This is a genomic window from Paenibacillus sp. FSL R7-0333, from assembly GCF_038000365.1.
GTDB classification, from domain to species: domain Bacteria; phylum Bacillota; class Bacilli; order Paenibacillales; family Paenibacillaceae; genus Paenibacillus_AQ; species Paenibacillus_AQ silagei.
In genome coordinates, this window is sequence record NZ_JBBOBZ010000001.1 from 1,216,663 (window position 1) to 1,234,620 (window position 17,958).

Sequence of the window (17,958 nt, forward strand, 5' to 3'; positions counted from 1 at the left end):
GAATCCGGTGATATTTTGATGAAAATATTGTCTTCTTCCCGGTGGCGTGGTAAATTGGGTGGTAATTAATGACCGGAAATAAATTCTAGTCAATTTGTATTCTAGAGAATGGAGTGTTACCCATGTCCATTGACCGTAAAGCATTAATCCTGCAGGCAGCAACCCTGTCCTTTGTTCAATTTGGTTATAAAGCTACGACTATGGATCAGGTATCCAGAATTGCCAATGTGGGCAAAGGCACGATCTATACCTTTTTCAAAACCAAGGAAGAACTGTTCGAGGAAATTCTGGACAAGGCCACCTCTGAATTAACATCGGTGATGAGCCGTGTGGCTGCGCAGCAAACTTCCTTCGTACATAAGCTGCTTAATCTGCTGGATTCCATTCTGGAATTCCGCCTGGATCATGAGCTGTTCGTGAAGCTGGCCCAGGAGGTCCGGGACATCGGTACGGCCCAGGCGCTCGAAGGCGTGAAGCGGATGGAGGGCTATGCGCTGGACTTCCTGCAGCAGCAGATTGAGGAGGCCATCGGGAGCGGAGAAGTGAAGCCTTGCGATGCCAGTGTGGCGGCGTTTATGATTTTGCGGATGTATCTGGCTCTAACCACGGAATGGAACAAATCCCATGAGCCGCTGGATCAGGACAAGATCAAAGAGCATATGATTCTGTTTATCTCCACCGGAATACTGCAATAGAGGCAAACTAGCTAATTGTTGTAATAACTAAACAGAGCTTCAGATTGTACGTTGAGCTGTTCCGGCACCCCGGGCTATAATGAAAGCGTTAATGAAGACGATTATGGCGCAGCTGAAGTCTAGAGCTGGCATGGCGGCGGGGTACTGCTGTCCTGTTCAAAGATGGATGAGAGCGCCTTCAGACAAAGTGAGGCTGATGGTTATGGAAGAGTATAACAGCGGTATCGGGCTTGGCGGGCAGGAGGGTCCGGCGGCACCCCAAGATCCAGTGGAGCGCCGTAACGGCTTCTTCGTCATGTTCGAGACGGCGATTGAGGCAACCGCCCGGGCGGAGGGCAAGCCCTCACAGGAGGTCTATCTGGAAGGCAATTATCTGATCGATAAGGCCAAATACATAGGCGGGGTTACGGATGAGCAGATGCTGGCGATGCTTAGAGACTGGACTGGCTTCCGCAAGCTGGTGCACAGCATTGGAGTGTCCGTGAAGACGGCGGAAGAAGGGGGAGCAGTCACTTTTCTTATGCAGAATTGGGGCAGAACCAGCAAGTATGAGACCGGCACGCAGCTGCGGGTCCCCTGCCCGGGCGATGGAACGGAAATCCTAGTGAAGCTGGAAGAGCACGAGTGGTCTGAGGAGGATGTGGCTCCTGGCAAATACGCCTTTGAATTCAGTAAGGAGGGGGAACTGGCGACAGCGAGCATCGTTCTCTACCTGAATGACGGGTACACGGCGCCTGAGCTGACAGCGGAACCTTCCGTAGACTTCGAGTCGTCTGCTTACCGCGCGATGATTGCCAAGTCTCTGCTATATGCGGGCAATAACCGGCGGCTGAAGCGGGCTATGGACAAGGCTGCAAGCGGAGAGGATGTGACGATTGCTTATATTGGCGGGTCCATCACACAGGGGGCCGGAGCTAAGCCCATTCATACGGAATGCTATGCCTATCAGTCGTACTTGAGCTTTAAGGAGCTATTCGGCAAGGAGGGTGGAGAGAATATTCATTTCATCAAGGCCGGGGTTGGCGGGACGCCCTCTGAGCTTGGGATGATCCGCTATGAGCGGGATGTGCTGAGGAATGGTGCAGCCGCTCCCGACATCGTAGTGGTGGAATTTGCCGTGAATGATGAAGGGGACGAGACGAAGGGCAACTGCTTCGAGAGTCTTTGTCTCAAAATCCTGTCTGCGCCGAACCAGCCTGCCGTTATTCTGCTGTTCAGTGTCTTCGTGAATGACTGGAACCTGCAGGACCGCCTCTCCCCGGTAGGCAGACGCTATAATCTCCCGATGGTCAGTGTCAAAGATGCAGTAACAGAGCAGTTCCGGCTGAGCAAGGCCGAAGGAAATATCATCTCCAAACGGCAATTCTTCTACGATATCTATCACCCCACGAATGACGGGCACCGCGTAATGGCGGACTCCCTGGGCTACCTTTTCGCCGAGACCGCCCGGATGGGATTGGATGAAAAGGAGCAGGATATGCTGGCGGGACCGCCTGAGCTCGGCAATGATTTTGCCCATGTCCGGCTGCTGGACCGTATAAGTGATCTGGGCAGCGCAGGTACTGCGATTGCTATTGAAGCAGGCGGCTTCCACGGTACGGATGAGGAGCTGCAGCAGGTGGAGCTGGATGCCAATCCGTTCGGCACTCCGCAATTCCCGCATAACTGGATGCACACGGCTGCGTCCGGTGAGGATCGCTTCAGGCTGACAATCACCAGTAAGAATCTTATCCTGGTCTTCAAGGATTCGGGCAGCCCGGATGTAGGCAAGGCGGAGGTCTATGTGGACGGCAAGCTGGTTCTGACGGCAGATCCGCATGTGAATAGCTGGACGCACTGCAACGCTGTGATTCTATACAACAATGAGCAGAGCGAGGAGCATGTGGTGGAGATCCGGATGGCACCGGAGGATCAGGACAAGAGCTTCACCATCCTGGGCTTTGGCTATACGGCTTAAGAATCGAGCGGGTAGAAAAGGGTGTCACCGTGGCAGCACGAAGCTGCTTCCGGTGACACCTTTTTTAATGTACTGACCAGAAGGTGTATGAACCGGATGTATGGGGCACAGGGCCCCCAGCATCCTTAAACTGCTTGGTTCTGTGCGCACTAGCAGTTCTTCGCGGAATGCCGTACCTAATCCAGCATGAATTCCCTGTATTTATTCTTGCGGGGATTAAGCACGAACAGAATGCCACTGGCGTAGCCGGAGACGGCATTGAAGTTCCGCTTGAGCGTAGACTTGACGGCGAGGTAAGACAAGGTCCAGAGCAGAGCTACATAATTTTTCACGGGTGCTTTGCGCAGATTCAGCAGATAATAATGGTTGACTGCGGTCGCCCGGGCTACCCGGCCTGCCTTGTCACGAGAGCTGGGCGATTCATGATGCATGATTTTCAGCTCCGGGTTAATCACCAGCTTGCCGTATCTGCTCGCCAGATGGCACATATAGATATCGTCCGCTACCGCGTAGCTAGTCATCCAGGGGTACGGCTTCATGTCCTGCAGCGCCGAGCTGCGGAAGGACATGTTGCAGCCATGGAAGAAATCCGTCTCAAAAATATTCTCCGTCTCCCCCCACAAAAGAAGAGACCCAGCCAGTGTGCTTGCCGACAGTCTGCCTGGCGAAGCCGACATTTGGCAGGTCAGCCGGCCAAGCAGCTTGCCTGATTTACTGCTGGAGAGACCCTTGGCGATTCCGCCGACTCCGACAATGGACGGATCTGAGGCGTAGGTGTCGAGCAACCGGCGGATATAGAGCGGATCGTCCAGCTCCGCATCGTCATCGAAGCTGAGCAGAATCTCACCGTCGATGAGCCCGAGGGCCTCATAGCGGGAGAGCCAGACGCCGGGCTTGGTTTTGCGGTAATAACGCAGGCTGGCATCCGGAAGACGCCCGAGCACCTCACGGAAATAATCCAGCACCCGTTCTTCGATCTCACCGTCGTCCACGATCAGCAGTTCGATGGAGACATTCTCCAGCCCGGTCTGGGCACCGATGGATTCAATGCAGAGGGTCAGATCGCTGATCCGGTTACGCGTGGGAATGACTATAGACAGGTCATGCATGCCGCTGACTCCTTTCGGGACGCCATAGACCGTCCGCTTTGAATTAGAGATGTTGCTCTAATTTTACCTGCCCGGCCGGGCGTACGTATATACCTCTTTCGTTTACTTTTCTCAAGGAAGCCAGCAGGGAAGAGAGTGTACGGGACATTCAATGGGAGAGGCCGTTCAGAAAGTTTGTTTGTAATTTTCGGTTTTTAACTATATAATAGTAAGTAAATTGCAATACCAATAACATTACCATTCAGGAGGAATTCCCATGAGAATAGATATATGGTCTGATTATGCCTGCCCGTTCTGTTATATCGGCAAAAGACGGCTGGAGCACGCGCTGAGCCAATTCCCCGGCCGTGACCAAGTGGAGGTCGTGTTCCGCAGCTTCCAGCTGGATCCGAATGCACGCACCGATGAGACGAGAGATATCCATGAGCTGCTGGCCGGCAAATACGGCATGACCCGTGACAAGGCCAAGGAGATGAACGCACAGCTGGCCGAGCAGGCGCAGGGTGTAGGTCTGGAGTTCAATTTCGATACGATTCAGTCCACGAATACCTTTGACGCTCACCGCTTGAGCCACTATGCCGCTACTCAGGGCAAGGCTCCGCAGATGACCGAACGGCTGCTGCGTGCTTATTTCACCGATTCACTGAATGTGGGTGACCATAAAGTGCTGGCTGAGCTGGCTGCGGAGGCCGGACTGGATCAGGCTGAAGTGGCTGCAGTGCTCGACAGTGAGGCTTACGGCGATCGGGTCCAGGCTGACATTGAAGCTGCCCGGCAGCTGAACATCACCGGCGTTCCGTTCTTCGTCTTCAATAATAAGTACGCCGTATCCGGTGCGCAGCCGGGTCCGGTCTTTACTGAAGTGCTGGACACGGTATGGGCGGAGGAACAGAAGGGTCCAGAGCTTCAGGTGGTCGGCCAGCCGAAGTCCGGGGCTGCACCGTCTGCTGACGGCTGCGATGACGGTTCTTGCAGCATCTGATTACGATCAGTGGCAGGTTTGAGATAAGCGTTGCAGCAAGCTGTGCCTGGACGGGACGTACGATTCATTCTGGTTACGGACTATAGTTCCGCTATTTGCGCCAAAAGGCCATTTGGAGCGGCGTGCCGGACTCAGAAGACGCTATGCAGAGGTTTTTGAAGCGAAATTGCAGGATATTCGGCACTTAAGCGCACTGGAGTCCGTAACGCTGCCGTAAAAGATGATTTGGAACAAATAAGCGCACTGGAGTCCGCCGCTAGAGTCTGTGTAGCGTGATTCATCCAGTCATTCAGGAAGCCACGCCCTGATCGAAGCAGGCTAAAAGTACGGCATTCCTGCCGCCACTGGCCCTTCCTGGTAAGTCTGCAACAAATGGACGCACCAAACCCCCGCCGCATGAAATTCATGCAGCGGGGGTTTTTGTTCCTTACAAAGACCACTGGCCTGGAGCGGGAAACCGAATCATTCCGTTACCGGAACGAGGTCACCAGACTGGAGAACAGTGTGCGGACATCGTTCTGGTACGCATTGATCGGCTCTACCGGACGGTTCAGGCCGAACAGGGTGTAGACGGCGATGCGGGCGGCACGGACTGAATACTCTTCTGTGAAAACGATATCGTCTGGGATCTCGCAGTATTGGCCGATAAAGGCCAGGTTGGTTGAGCCTTCGGGCACCACCTGCGGCCGGTCGCTGTTCAGGCGCGGCATGAACTGGGAGGTGATGTACGGCATCATGCAAGGAATACAGTTGGCGGTAGCCATGATCTCTTCCTTATGCGCCTCGAAGTGCAGATGTCCGATCAGCTCCTCCATAATCTCCTCGCCGGTACAGTCGCACATTTTTTTGTGTACATAATCGCCGACCTTGTCCGGGTACAGGCCATATCCCCAGAAGACCCTGACATGCTCCGGCTGGTTGCGGAAATGCGGCTGGAAGGCCAGCACGACAGACATCAGCCAGCTGGAATCCTTGAAGGTGACCAGTGCGCCGGTTCCGGCCCGGTTGCGGGTGAACTTCTCCATAAGGTCGAAGAACTTCGAGTCCTGGAAGGTCACCGTGAAGGATTCCCATTTGGATTCGTCCACATGATCATCGAAGGAGGAGGGATTGCCGAGACCCGGCTTCTTCGCGGCGATCGTCTCCCACAGCTTCCATGAGCTGCCCTTACCGTTCAGCCCGGGAGCGGAGGTCATTGATCCAAGGCTTGCGCCTTCGGTCATCGAGCCGTTCGTCACAATGACGCGGTCGCCTTCATTGACAGTAATGACTTCCTCCATGCCATCGCGGACGACCTTCATCGCTGTCACAGTAATGCCGTCGCCTTCTTTGAATTCCAGATCAGTTACCGTACATTTCAAGTTGAAATCTACGCCCAGCGGCTCCAAATATTGATGCAGCGGCAGAATAATGGAATCATATTGGTTGTATGGAGTGCGGGTTACGCCTTCAAGCGTTTGAATTCTAGGGAACTCGTGCATGAAGCGGAGCATATAACGCTTGAACTCAACCGCACTATGCCAAGGCTGGAAGGCGAAGGTGGTTGCCCACATGTACCAGAAGTTCGTCGTGAAGAAATGCGGTCCGAACCAGTCGTTAATCCGCAAGGTTCCCATGGCCGGCTCTGGCGTAATGATCAGCTTGCCCAGGGCCAGACGGTCTGCCATATCGAAGCCCATTGAGGTGACATCCTGAACTTCACCCTTGCTGTTGATCAGCCGGGCCTGGCCGCGGGTCGGATTGGATTCGTCGAATTGAATGATTTCTTCCCGCAGCGTCAACCCCGGCTGGTCAATGGACGGAATGGTATTTAATAGCTCCCACAGGTTCTCATAGGTCTCATCGTTCAGCATCCGGCCGCCGCGAATGACATACCCATGCTCTGCATCGCCGGCTCCGTCATTGCTGCCGCCAAGGATCTTCATTTCTTCAATAATGTGAATGTTCTGTCCGGGAAAACCGCAGTCTCTGACAAGATAGGCCGCACCCGCAAGGGATGCAATGCCACCGCCTACGAAATATACCTGTTCGTTACCGTACTCTTTTTTCACTGAATACCGCCTCCATAGGTTTGCTTGATTACTGGACCTGAACCGAGTGTAATCCAGTCCTGCCCTGGAGGGTATCATCAAAGCGCTTGATCTGTATAAAATTTGGACATATGGAACAAAGTGTAACATTTTTGAGCGAAAAAAAAGCCGCAGCCTCTAAGGTTACGACACAATGTTCTCATATTTATGCAGCGCCTTCAGAAAGTTCCCTTCAATCAGGACGCTCAGCTTCCCGATCATCGGCCCCGGTTGCTCCTTCATCCCGTCCTGCATCCACTGAATGACCAGTCCGGTGAAGGCTAGGGTGTAAAAGTTGGCAATGAACTGCTTATCCGGCGTCCCGACATCCAGCCCGGCGGCCAGCTCGTTGATGACGCCCATGACAAGATCATTCGTCACCTCATACAGATACGCGTCCAGATGCCTCCGTCCGAGGGAGTCCAAGGTATTGCAGCAGAACGCCTTATTGTTCTCGATATAGCAGAATATCCGGTAGAATCCGTCTGTCCACGTGCTGTAGCTGCGGTACTCAGCAATGCTCTCGACAGCCTCAGTCTTGTAGATCCAGCCCAACAAATCATAGATATCCTGAAAATGATAATAAAAGGTCTGCCGGTTCACGCCGCAATCCTCGACCAGATGCCGGACGGAGATTTTGTTCAGCGGAAGCTCCTCCATCAGGTCTTTGAGCGAGCGGGCGAGCGCATTTTTGGTCAGCATGGAATTGGACATAAGGGTCATCAGCTCCTAACAGGAATCAGCGTGTGCGCCAATAGTGTATCAGCAGCCGGCCGCCCTCGGCGATCAGACCCAGAGCGAAGCCGCCTGCTGTAAACAGGCCGAAGGAAAGAAAGCCCGCAAGATCCTCGAAGCCCGACATCTCACGGTAAGTGTACAGGTACATCAGGAAGAGCCCCGCCACAGTTCCAGCGGTTGAGAAGATCCACACAAGCTGCGCACCCAACCAGCCGAACCCGTTGACTATACCGGAGATGACAAGGGCAAGGATGGCCCAGCGTAGGGCAAGAATAAAGTTGAAAGGCTCACCTAACCACAGATACCGGTGCAGAATCAGCGATAGCCACAGCAGCAGCGCGTAACCGGCAGACCATGCCAGCCAGCGGCCCGTCCGGGCAGGAGGCAGGAAATTCATTATCAGCTCACCCCATGTATAGCGTTATACCTCTTCCAGTTCCTCTGCGCTCTGCAGCATGAACTTCAGGAGGTTCGGAAGGTCTTCCATTTGCTCCTCGGTAATTTGCCGTTTGAATTGCAGTTCAACACAGTTATTGTACGTATCGTCCGTCTGTCCATAGCGGAAGCTGAGCGATTGCACAGGCTGGAATTCGGGTCCCCAGATTCGGGTCAGAATCTCTTCAATGGCCGGGCACTGCACATTCACATCTTCTATCTCCATATAAAAGCGTAAGAAAAGACTGCACCCCGGATCGCTGCCCGGTGTCTCCAGAATCTCATCGCTGAGGTCCTTCACTGTGGATTGCAGCAGAATCTCGGACGTTACATTCAGGCCTCCGGTCAGCTTGAACGCGAGGCTGAATTCACGCGACATCAGCGCGAGATTGAGCAAATCGGACCGGTCAGTTACAACTAGAACCCCATCCAGATTATCGTAGTCGTAGATCTGGTTCTCCAGGGCGATTTTGATATTGTCAAAAACAGTAGGGTGGAACAAGAGCGGCACCTTCTATCGTTTCTCTATAATATATTATGATCTGCTGTTGGCACTCACAGCTTAGGAATTAGTTCGTAGGTGCCGGTGCCGTGTATTTCAGAAAACTCTTCGGAATCGCGCTCTCAAACGTTAGAATTTCGCCTGTGGTCGGATGGACGAACGAGAGCACGCGGGCATGCAGGCCGAGGCGGCCGACCGCCTTGGTCTCAGCGCCGTACTTCTTGTCCCCGGCAATCGGATGTCCGATGTCGGACATGTGGACACGGATCTGATTCTTCCGTCCGGTCTCTAAGTGCACCTCCAGCAGGGAGAAGTGGCGGTTCGCCTGGATCAGCTTATAGCGGGTTACGGCGTGCAGCCCGTCTCCCTCATGCGGACTGGAGTACATCTTCAGTGTGGAGGTCTCCTTCAGCCAGGAGCTGATCGTGCCTTCGGATCTCTTAACGGCGCCTTCCACCAGAGCCACGTAGGAGCGTTCCTTGACGGTCTCCTTCCAGCTGTTCTGGAGCTGCTGCTGAATCGCCTCGCTGCGGGCAAACATCATGACACCCGAGGTATCACGGTCCAGCCGGTGCACCACATAGACGCGGTTCTTCGGGTTGCTCAGGCGGACATGCTCCATCAGCTGGCGGTAAGCCGTCAATTCATTATCTTCACCGGTAGCGATGGACAGGAGCCCCGCATCCTTCTGGATCACGATAATATCGTCATCCTCATGGACAATGGTCAGTCCGAGCATCTCCTTGGTTTCGGCAGGCTTCTCATGGTCAATCGTCACGGTCTGGCCGGGATGGAGCGGATGGTTATGCTTCGTCACCGGCTTGCCGTTCACCGCAACCTGTCCGCGGGAGAGCATGGATTTGATCGAGTTGCGCCCCTTGTTCGTAATCGTCTTCAGCAGCCAAGGAAGCAGCTCCGCAGGCTCGGCTACCGTATAGGATTTGGGTGCAGCTGCCGGCTTGGCCGGGGCTCCGGATCTTGCTCCCTGTTTATGGTTAGAGGTTCTGTTCCCCTGATTTCTGGTTCTTCTTGTATTCATGACCGCATTCTCCGTCCTTTAATAGGTTACTCCTCAATATACCATGGGCCGTGAAGAAATACTACGAAGGGACGTGGGGCACTAGATATAGAGGAGCAGGCCGATACAGATTATCAGGGAGAGCAGGATATAGCTCCAGGCTATGATCTTTGCGTACTTTTTCTCCCGGAGCCAGCCCCGGTTACTGTAAATTCGGATATCTACAACCAGCAGGAGCATGGCCGAGAACAACAGCATCCCGGCAAGGCTTCCCAGCAATCGGATCATACGCTTCCTCCTCCATAGGCGGTTACCTGCACGGGCTGGCGCTTAATCATGCTTGAGGCCCACTCTGCGGATATGCAGGGTCAGTCTGATATCTACACCAACACTGCTGTACAGGCTCTCCCAGTCGTTTTTGCCGTGGATATGCTTCCTCCAGTAGGCGGGATGATGGCTTCGGATCTGTTCGCCCATGCCAAAAATATCGGAGTGGTCCTGCTGGGTCTGCTTCACCAGTCCGGTCAGCACCGTCTGGATCTGCTGCTCGAAATCCCGCTCGATCTCATGCAGCTTCTGCGGGGAATTGACAGGAATGTCACTGCTGTAATGCTCGTCCAAATCCCCCTCCAGGAAGATCTCATAGGACAAATAGGGCTTGCCGTCCTTGATATAGCTCCGGGTGCGGGTGAAGCGTTCATTGATCTTGGTCATGACAATCCCTAGCTCCTGCGTACGGAGCAGAGTGGAATAGCCGCCGGGGTCCATCCCCTGCATCGCCATGAACCCGCCGATCTCTATAGGGGCAGTCTTGCTGACCATCCGGCCGCCGCTGAAATAAGCCAGCCCTTTGATCAGAATATTATCCTTGTTGCGAAGTGCCACATAAGGCAGATAAGCGCTTTGTCCCCACCTGGAGTCGGCTGACCAGAAGGTGCCGATATAATCCCGGGGGAATTTGCCGGAGGAGACGGACTTCTCCATCATGGACAAAATATAAAGAGTAGGCACACGCTGCAGCGGCGGGTTCACATCCATGAAGGCGGAAGCACGGCCCTCGGAGACGAGCAGCCAGGTTCTGCGCCGGATTTCCGGGTTGCGCCGCAGATAATCATTCAGCTCGGCGAGACTGCCCCGGGCAATCTCCTCGCTGATGATGATGATCCGCAGGTGAACCAGATAACGCGGGTCGGCTATCTGCTGCTGCAGATTATTCATGGCATCGTCGAGCGAGATGCCGCGCACGCTGACTACCCAGACGGGACTAGTCTTGCCTTCCCCTGCGTTGCCGCCGGTGCCGGGGCCCAGCGGGACTCTGCCCGGGACGGCAATCTGAGCGGTGACACTGATCATCTCCGTAGGCAGAGAGTTATCATGGATGTGAGTGACCCGGTCTTCTTTTTGCGTATCGTCTGCAGGGATCTTGTCAATGGATAGGCCGAGAACCAGAGCGCGGTCCTCAATCTCCACCTGATCCCAGCATCCGCTGAGCAGCGGGGCGGCTATAGTGAGCAGCAGGAGCAGCGCGAGCGTGCGCGGAAGCTGTATTTTCATGAGGTCACCTTTTCCTTGTGGCGTCTGAGCAGATAGACTGTCCATAACAGCAGCGGATAGCCGAACATCAGCATCATGCCGGCATTGCCCAGGTGAAGGGCCCATCGGTAAGATTCGAACACATTGGAGGGCAGCATGGCCAGGATGAACATCACCGGCAGCAGGACCGTGGAGGCCATCCGCTGGTCGCGGAATCGCAGCAGCTTGTGCAGCAGATAGGCAGAGATGTAATAAGTAGTGTAGATCGTCGTGTAGACAGAGATGACCCAGATAATAATGAAGATAGCATCCAGCCGCTCCAGGAATCCCTCGCCAAAAGCCGCCGAACGGGCCATCTCCAGGGTAGGGTAAATCAACAGCTTGGTCTCCTCGGCACCGAATATCCCTACAGAGGCAATGACGATCAGCACGTAGATTGCACCCGACAGGAAGATGGCCCAAGCCCCCGCACGGACGGCATGCCCAGGCTTCTCCATGAATGGAATCAGCAGCACGATGACGAAGGAGCTTTGGAACAGATAGGTGGCCTCCTGCGCTCCTTTCCAGAACTGGAGGCCGGGAGCCATCAGGACAGGCTGCAGATTGAGCATATCCACATTTTTGAGCGAGAGCAGAATGGTGACCAGAATAGAGCCGACAATCAGCGGCAGATAGAAGAAGTGGATATAGGAGAACTTCACAACGTTGCGCCTGGAGGACAGGAGACTGATGAGCAGCATCAGGAAGATGGTTGCTTCGATCGGTGTTTTTTTGTACAGCACGGTTGTGGCGACATCCCCGAACTGGCGTACAGTGAGGCCGGTGAGTACAATGAACAGCAGCATAATCACCAGAGTGAAAATAGCAGCAAGCGGGCGTCCGATCAGGCGGCGGCTGAACACAAACAGGGTCTCCTGCGGAAACCGCTGGCAGAGGGAGGCCAGCAGCCAGTAGCTGATGAAGGAGAAAAGTACGCCGCAGAATGCAACAAGGGGAGCGCTGCTGTTGCCTGCTTCGGTCATATAGCGCGGGAAGCTGAGGATGCCCACTCCGATAATGGTGCTGCTGATCACGGCTGCTGCGCGCAGACTCGTAATCTGGCGCGGATTATTCATCGGTCTCATCTCCCTGCCTGAGAATCTGATCAATCTCTGCGGCTGGCACGCTGCGGGGCAGTCTGTCCGTATCCCGGACATGCAGGAAGCTGGGGCGGCGGCGCATCCACCAGAGCGGCACCCGCACCAGCGTATCCTTCAGATCACGCCACTTACCGGGAATGTAAGGGGACATATAGGGAACTCCGAAGGACTCCAGGTAGAGCAGATGGTTCAGAATCAGAATCGTTCCTGTCATCACGCCGTAGAGGCCGAACATGCCCGCCAGAAGGATCAGCGGAAACCGCAGCATCCGCAGGGCGATTGCCGCATTATAGGCCGGGGTGGCGAACGAGCCGATGGTCGTCAGAGCCACAATAACCACAGTGATCGGGCTGGCAAGTCCCGCGCCCACTGCAGCCTGTCCGATGACGAGGACGCCTACAATAGATAATGCCCCGCCAATCATCTGCGGCAGCCGGATCGTCGCTTCCCGCAGCACCTCCATAGATACCTCCATGATCAGCACCTCCAGGACAGCCGGGAACGGCACACCCGCCCGGCCGCCCGAGATTGCCACAGCGAAATCTGTAGGCAGCAGCTCGGGGTTGTACGAGATGACAGACACATATAACGCCGGGAAAAACAGCGAGCAGGCCAAAGCAATCAGCCGGATGATCCGGATCAGGCTGCCCATAATGAAGCGTTCCGTATAGTCATCCACCGTCTGGAAGAACTGGTTGAAGAGGGCGGGAACAATCAGGGCAAACGGTGATCCATCAACGAGAATGGCGACCCGGCCCTCCAGCAGGGCGGCCACAGTCTTGTCGGGCCGCTCGGTGCTCTGAACCTGGGGGAAGGGGGAGAGCGGCTGGTCTTCGATGAACTGCTCGATGTATCCGGCATCGAGGATGCCGTCCGTATGAATCAGCGAGATTCGGCGCATGACTTCAGCGACCAGACTGCTGTCAGTGACACTGTCAATGTAACATAGAGCCACCCTTGACTGGGTACGCTCTCCGAGCGGGCTGATCTCAATGCGGAAGTCCGTGCTCTGCAGCCGGTAACGCAGCAGGGAGAGGTTGTTCTCTAGCTTCTCCACATAGCCTTCACGCGGCCCGCGGATGACCTGCTCCGTCTGCGGCTGCTCGACCCCGCGCATCTCAATCTGCCGCATCTCCATGCGGAGCGCCTCGGGAATCCCGTCGATCAGCAGAATCAGTTCACCCTTCACGGCCGCTTGAGGGAGAGTGGATAGATCGGCAGTTGTGGTGCCTTGAGTGACCTGGACGGCTGTACTCCAGATGTAATGAATCATTCCGCCCTTATCCTCCGGCACCACAGGCTGCCCCGGCGGCGGGGCCATTAGCGGCTTTAGCACATGCTCGCGCACCTGCTCCATATTCACGAGTGAGGAGAAGAAGAGCATTGCGGCAGGATAAGCCCCGAAGAGCAGGAAGTCGCGTACGACCAGGTCGCCGTTCTCCCCGAGCCTGGCCTGAAGCTCCGGCAGATCGGTCTTCAGCTCTCCTGTCAGCCTGCTGCCGCTGGCCGGCTTCGGCTCTGGAGGAGAAGACTGTTGCTTATCTATGTAGGAGGCATATTTATCTTTCCAATCTTGCAAACGGGCGGCCTCCTTCATGGGGCAGATGGATGAATCTATCTAAAGTGTTGCTTGATCGTAAGGTTTTTATGTAATTTCTATGTGTAAGGCCAGGAAGAAGTGCCAGGATATCTGCTTCAGGCGGTTGCTTGGCAGCCGGTTGCCCGGTAAACTAAAAGGTAGAAAGCCTTAAGGAGTTTGAAGAGATATGGAGATGCAAGGATCATTAATGGAGCAGGCCCAGGCCGAGCTGCAAAAATATTACGGTTATCCCGATTTCCGGGACGGCCAGAAAAAAATTGTGAACAATCTGCTGGAAGGCCGCGATACGCTGGGCATTCTGCCTACCGGAGGCGGTAAGTCCATCTGCTATCAGGTTCCGGCGCTGCTGCAGCCGGGGCTTACCCTGGTCGTCTCACCGCTGATCTCCCTGATGAAGGATCAGGTGGATGCTCTGACGACCGCAGGAATTCCCGCTGCTTATATCAACAGCACCCTGAGCGGCAAGGAAGTGAATGAGCGCATCCGCGCGGCCCGCCGCGGCGACTTGAAGCTGCTCTATGTAGCTCCCGAGCGTCTGGAGCTGGACTGGTTCCGCCTGGAGATGGCCGGACTGAACATCTCCTGCGTAGCAGTGGATGAGGCGCACTGCGTCTCGCAGTGGGGCCATGACTTCCGCACCAGTTATCTGGCGGTCTCCCCGTTCGTGGAGCAGCTGCCGCAGCGTCCGATTCTGGCGGCCTTCACCGCTACGGCTACCCCAGAGGTCATGGAGGATATGGTCCGGCTGCTGCGCCTGCGCGAGCCGGGCGTCTTCATGACCGGACTTGGCCGCGACAACCTGGCGATGTCCGTGCTGCGCGGAGAGAACAAGCGCGAGTTCGTGCTGGATTACGCGGCTCAGCATGCCCATCAGCCGGGCATCGTGTATGCCGCCACCCGCAAGGAGGTGGATGATCTCTATCAGCGCCTCCAGGCCGCAGGAATCACCGCCGGGCGCTATCATGCCGGAATGAACGACCAGGAGCGGGCGGACAGCCAGGAAGGCTTCCTCTATGACGATATCCGCGTCATGGTCGCCACGAATGCCTTCGGTATGGGGATCGACAAGTCTAACGTGCGTTATGTCATCCATTACAATATGCCGAAGAACATGGAAGCTTATGTTCAAGAGGCGGGACGTGCCGGGCGTGACGGGGAGCCGAGCGATTGTATCCTGCTGTTCAGTGCGCAGGATATCATGACCCAGAAATTCCTGATTGAGCAGAACCCGCAGGACCCGGAACGTAAAGCCAACGAATACCGCAAGCTCCAGCAGATGATTGAATACTGCTACACCACCCGCTGCCTGCGCAGTGCGCAGCTCGACTATTTCGGCGAGAGTCATGACGATGATCACTGCGGGATTTGCAGCTCCTGTACCGACGAGCGTGAGCTGGTCGATATCACCGTTGAAGCGCAGAAAATCTTCTCCTGCATCCACCGGATGCGGGAGCGTTACGGCGTGGCGCTGGTCTCATCCGTGCTGAAGGGCTCACGTAACCAGAAGGTGCTGCAATACGGCTTCGAGAAGCTGCCGACTCACGGCGCTATGTCCAGCCGCAGCGAGAAGGAGATTACCGAGATCATCAATATGTTGATCTCGGAAGGATATCTGGCCTTGTCTGAAGGCCAGTATCCGGTGGTCCGGCTGCAGCCGCTGGCAGCCGAGGTGCTGCGCGGCCAGCGCCAGGTGCATCAGCGCGTGGCCCGCACGCTGGTCACCTCCGGCACGCGGGACCGCAGCCGCTCGCGCGATACTTCACCGTCTGCGGTCAACGAGACGGTGTTCGAGCAGCTGCGTCTGATCCGCCGCGAGCTGGCGGGGCGCGAGCATGTGCCGTCGTACATCATTTTCAATGATGCGACGCTGCGCGAGATGAGCGTGGTCTGTCCGCAGACGGAATCGGAGATGCTGAGGGTGAAGGGTGTCGGGGAAGTGAAGTACCGGAAGTACGGCAAGGCCTTCCTGGAGTTTTTTCAAAATGACATGTAAAGAAGGTTATAAGGCATGAGAATCATCCTGGCCACATTAAATGCCAAATATATTCACACGTCGCTTGCGATCCGGCTGCTGAAGGCGTATAGCGAGCATGAGTTCAAGGATATCCTTTTGGCGGAATATACCATCAAAGATCCCGCGATGAACATCGTGTCTGACCTTTTTCAAAAGCAGCCGGATGTGATTGGCTTCTCCTGTTACATCTGGAACATCGAGGAGACCATCAAGCTGGTCGGCATTCTCAAGCAGGTCATGCCGGAGGTCAAGATTGTGCTGGGCGGGCCGGAGGTATCCTATGAGCCGCTCTACTGGATGAAGCGGGAGGCCGGAGTGGACTTTGTCGTGAACGGTGACGGGGAAGAGACCTTCCACCATCTGCTGCAGGAGATCCGGGATGAACATAAGTACCATTTCGTATACGGTGCGGCTTACCGCAAGGGCGAAGAGCTGATCGTTAACCCTCCCCGTCCCAAAAGCGATCTTAACACCCTGCCGACCCCGCACCGCTTCGCGGAGGATCTGCCGGAGCTGAGCAAGCGGATTGTGTATTTTGAGACGAGCCGGGGCTGTCCCTTCAACTGCCAATTCTGCCTGTCCAGCATTGAGGTGGGCGTGCGTTATTATGATATCGAACGGGTGAAGTCCGATCTGCTCTATCTGATTGAGGGCGGAGCCAAGGTGATCAAGTTCCTGGACCGCACGTTCAATATCAACCGCAATTATGCGATGGAGATGTTCCAGTTCCTGATCGATAATCATCAGGGCTGCGTGTTCCAGTTCGAGATTACCGCTGATATTATGCGTCCCGAGGTGCTGGATTTCCTGGCGCAGAACGCCCCTCCGGGCGTTTTCCGTTTCGAGATCGGCGTCCAGTCGACGAATGACGAGACCAATGAGCTGGTCAAGCGCCGCCAGAACTTCACCAAGCTGTCGCGCACTGTGATGAAGATCAAGGCCAGCGGCAACATCGACCAGCATCTCGATCTGATCGCCGGATTGCCAATGGAGGATTACGACACCTTCCGCAAGACCTTCAATGACGTCTTTGCCATGGAGCCGGAGGAGCTGCAATTAGGGTTTCTCAAAATGCTGCGCGGCACCGGGCTGCGCGCCCAGGCCGCAAAATATGACTATACGTATATGGAGCATGCGCCATACGAAATTCTCAGCAGCCATGTCATGCCGTTCGCCGATATTATCCGGCTCAAGCGGCTGGAGGATGTGCTGGAGAAGTACTGGAACAGCCAGCGGCTGGCTCATTCGGTAAAGTACCTGATCCGCCATGTCTTCCCGTCCCCGTTCGACTTCTTCCAGGAGTTCGGGGACTACTGGGAAGAGCGGGGCTGGCAGAAGATCGGGCATCAGCTGGAGGATCTGTTCACCCGGCTGCATGACTTCCTGACGGACCGGGGCACGGCCTCCATGGATATTGTCACCGGCCTGATGAAGCTGGACTACTTCCTCGCCCACAAGTATAAGCCCCGCAAGATCTGGTGGGAGGATGTGCTTGATAAAGCGGAGTGGGCGAAGCACCTGAAGCAGATCGCCAGTCAGCCGGAGCTGATCTCGGCCAAGCTGGCGGAGGCCGGGCTTAGCGAGCGGGAGCTCCAGAAGTTCATCGTGCTCGACGAGCTGCCATTCCGGCTCGATCCGGTGCTGGAATCGATCAGCGGGCTGCGCTATGACGGGGAGCTTGGCGCTGAGGCGGGTGCCCAAGCTGAAGCCGGTGCTGATGCCGGGAACGGGGACGGCCGGGAACTACACGCGGCGGTTACAGCAGCGGCTCCGGCAGAACGCGGGGGAGCTGGAGCGGGCGGCGTGGCCGCTGCTGAGGCAGATCTGCTGCGTTCTGTGGCAGCAGTGGCCGGTGGTGTGCCAGCGGTGGCCCTTAACGATCCGCACCCTGGTGCAGGCGACGGCCGCACGCTGCTGGTCGTCCTGTATCAGCAGGACGAGAGCCAGCGGGCGCAGTATTATTCGCTGCCTTTGTAGGGGAATGCCCCTGACTACACTGGACACCTGCCTGCCGATGTGGACGTATGAGAAAAACCGAACACATCCGGCGTTGTGTGCCCACGTGAGCCAAATGTAATCGAAAAAGCGACCACATTCGTCGCCGCGTGGGCACGTAGGCCAAATGTAATCGAAAAACCGACCACGTTCGATGCTGCGTGGGCGTGTG

15 protein-coding genes are annotated in these 17,958 nt (G+C 55.7%); 5 read left to right on the plus strand and 10 right to left on the minus strand.

Annotation, left to right across the window (positions count from 1 at the left end; genetic code table 11):
* The first annotated feature begins 122 nt into the window (after positions 1-122).
* Positions 123-695 (plus strand): TetR/AcrR family transcriptional regulator, encoded by a 573-nt coding sequence (locus tag MKY86_RS05160; protein ID WP_076081854.1) that lies wholly within the window; start codon positions 123-125, stop codon positions 693-695.
* Positions 696-897: 202 nt separating this feature from the next.
* Positions 898-2,652 (plus strand): SGNH/GDSL hydrolase family protein, encoded by a 1,755-nt coding sequence (locus MKY86_RS05165; protein WP_076081853.1) that lies wholly within the window; start codon positions 898-900, stop codon positions 2,650-2,652.
* A gap of 176 nt (positions 2,653-2,828) precedes the next feature.
* On the opposite strand, the gene MKY86_RS05170 is transcribed toward MKY86_RS05165, so the two are convergent.
* Entirely contained in the window at positions 2,829-3,761 is a 933-nt protein-coding gene (locus MKY86_RS05170; protein ID WP_076081852.1) for a glycosyltransferase family 2 protein, read from the minus strand.
* A gap of 256 nt (positions 3,762-4,017) precedes the next feature.
* Here MKY86_RS05170 and MKY86_RS05175 point away from each other — a divergent pair, with 256 nt between their 5' ends.
* On the plus strand, positions 4,018-4,743 hold the full coding sequence (locus MKY86_RS05175; protein WP_076081851.1) for a DsbA family oxidoreductase: 726 nt from the start codon (positions 4,018-4,020) through the stop codon (positions 4,741-4,743).
* 470 nt (positions 4,744-5,213) lie between these two features.
* Here the strand turns inward: MKY86_RS05175 and MKY86_RS05180 are convergent, their stop codons facing one another.
* From MKY86_RS05180 to MKY86_RS05220, 9 genes are all read right to left on the minus strand, one after another.
* Entirely contained in the window at positions 5,214-6,923 is a 1,710-nt protein-coding gene (locus MKY86_RS05180) for an oleate hydratase (protein ID WP_340826482.1), read from the minus strand.
* Between the two features lie 33 nt (positions 6,924-6,956).
* On the minus strand, positions 6,957-7,526 hold the full coding sequence (locus tag MKY86_RS05185; RefSeq protein ID WP_076081850.1) for a TetR/AcrR family transcriptional regulator: 570 nt from the start codon (positions 7,524-7,526) through the stop codon (positions 6,957-6,959).
* Between the two features lie 25 nt (positions 7,527-7,551).
* Positions 7,552-7,947 (minus strand): hypothetical protein, encoded by a 396-nt coding sequence (locus MKY86_RS05190; RefSeq protein ID WP_076081849.1) that lies wholly within the window; start codon positions 7,945-7,947, stop codon positions 7,552-7,554.
* A gap of 24 nt (positions 7,948-7,971) precedes the next feature.
* A complete protein-coding gene (locus MKY86_RS05195) occupies positions 7,972-8,487 on the minus strand; it encodes a hypothetical protein (protein WP_076081848.1) in 516 nt (171 codons plus the stop codon).
* 67 nt (positions 8,488-8,554) lie between these two features.
* Positions 8,555-9,526, minus strand: coding sequence for an RluA family pseudouridine synthase (locus MKY86_RS05200; protein ID WP_076081847.1), 972 nt, complete (start codon positions 9,524-9,526; stop codon positions 8,555-8,557).
* Positions 9,527-9,607: 81 nt separating this feature from the next.
* A complete protein-coding gene (locus tag MKY86_RS05205) occupies positions 9,608-9,793 on the minus strand; it encodes a CLC_0170 family protein (RefSeq protein WP_036727634.1) in 186 nt (61 codons plus the stop codon).
* Positions 9,794-9,835: 42 nt separating this feature from the next.
* Entirely contained in the window at positions 9,836-11,059 is a 1,224-nt protein-coding gene (locus MKY86_RS05210; protein ID WP_076081846.1) for a Ger(x)C family spore germination protein, read from the minus strand.
* On the minus strand, positions 11,056-12,153 hold the full coding sequence (locus tag MKY86_RS05215; protein ID WP_076081845.1) for a GerAB/ArcD/ProY family transporter: 1,098 nt from the start codon (positions 12,151-12,153) through the stop codon (positions 11,056-11,058). Before MKY86_RS05215 ends, MKY86_RS05210 begins: the two co-directional genes overlap by 4 nt.
* Positions 12,146-13,756, minus strand: a complete 1,611-nt coding sequence (locus tag MKY86_RS05220) for a spore germination protein (protein ID WP_340826493.1) — start codon at positions 13,754-13,756, stop codon at positions 12,146-12,148. Before MKY86_RS05220 ends, MKY86_RS05215 begins: the two co-directional genes overlap by 8 nt.
* A 187-nt stretch (positions 13,757-13,943) precedes the next feature.
* Between MKY86_RS05220 and recQ the strand changes: the two genes are divergently transcribed.
* Together recQ and MKY86_RS05230 are read left to right on the plus strand one after the other, a co-directional pair.
* Positions 13,944-15,770 carry a DNA helicase RecQ gene (gene recQ, locus MKY86_RS05225; RefSeq protein WP_076081844.1) on the plus strand — a complete coding sequence of 609 codons (1,827 nt, stop codon included), beginning with the start codon at positions 13,944-13,946 and terminating at the stop codon, positions 15,768-15,770.
* A 15-nt stretch (positions 15,771-15,785) separates the two neighbouring features.
* The gene (locus tag MKY86_RS05230) at positions 15,786-17,768 is read left to right on the plus strand and encodes a B12-binding domain-containing radical SAM protein (protein ID WP_076081843.1); all 1,983 of its coding nucleotides are present in this window, start codon (positions 15,786-15,788) and stop codon (positions 17,766-17,768) included.
* Positions 17,769-17,958 lie beyond the last annotated feature (190 nt).

What these genes read in the sequence shown, in the direction of transcription:
- MKY86_RS05180 (WP_340826482.1), bottom strand. Translation starts at nt 6,923, where the DNA reads ATGTTACACTTTGTTCCATATGTCCAAATTTTATACAGATCAAGCGCT.
- MKY86_RS05210 (WP_076081846.1), bottom strand. Translation starts at nt 11,059, where the DNA reads ATGAAAATACAGCTTCCGCGCACGCTCGCGCTGCTCCTGCTGCTCACT.
- MKY86_RS05170 (WP_076081852.1), bottom strand. Translation starts at nt 3,761, where the DNA reads ATGCATGACCTGTCTATAGTCATTCCCACGCGTAACCGGATCAGCGAT.
- MKY86_RS05160 (WP_076081854.1), top strand. Translation starts at nt 123, where the DNA reads ATGTCCATTGACCGTAAAGCATTAATCCTGCAGGCAGCAACCCTGTCC.
- MKY86_RS05165 (WP_076081853.1), top strand. Translation starts at nt 898, where the DNA reads ATGGAAGAGTATAACAGCGGTATCGGGCTTGGCGGGCAGGAGGGTCCG.
- MKY86_RS05230 (WP_076081843.1), top strand. Translation starts at nt 15,786, where the DNA reads ATGAGAATCATCCTGGCCACATTAAATGCCAAATATATTCACACGTCG.
- MKY86_RS05185 (WP_076081850.1), bottom strand. Translation starts at nt 7,526, where the DNA reads ATGTCCAATTCCATGCTGACCAAAAATGCGCTCGCCCGCTCGCTCAAA.
- recQ (WP_076081844.1), top strand. Translation starts at nt 13,944, where the DNA reads ATGGAGATGCAAGGATCATTAATGGAGCAGGCCCAGGCCGAGCTGCAA.
- MKY86_RS05175 (WP_076081851.1), top strand. Translation starts at nt 4,018, where the DNA reads ATGAGAATAGATATATGGTCTGATTATGCCTGCCCGTTCTGTTATATC.
- MKY86_RS05205 (WP_036727634.1), bottom strand. Translation starts at nt 9,793, where the DNA reads ATGATCCGATTGCTGGGAAGCCTTGCCGGGATGCTGTTGTTCTCGGCC.
- MKY86_RS05200 (WP_076081847.1), bottom strand. Translation starts at nt 9,526, where the DNA reads ATGAATACAAGAAGAACCAGAAATCAGGGGAACAGAACCTCTAACCAT.
- MKY86_RS05215 (WP_076081845.1), bottom strand. Translation starts at nt 12,153, where the DNA reads ATGAATAATCCGCGCCAGATTACGAGTCTGCGCGCAGCAGCCGTGATC.
- MKY86_RS05190 (WP_076081849.1), bottom strand. Translation starts at nt 7,947, where the DNA reads ATGAATTTCCTGCCTCCTGCCCGGACGGGCCGCTGGCTGGCATGGTCT.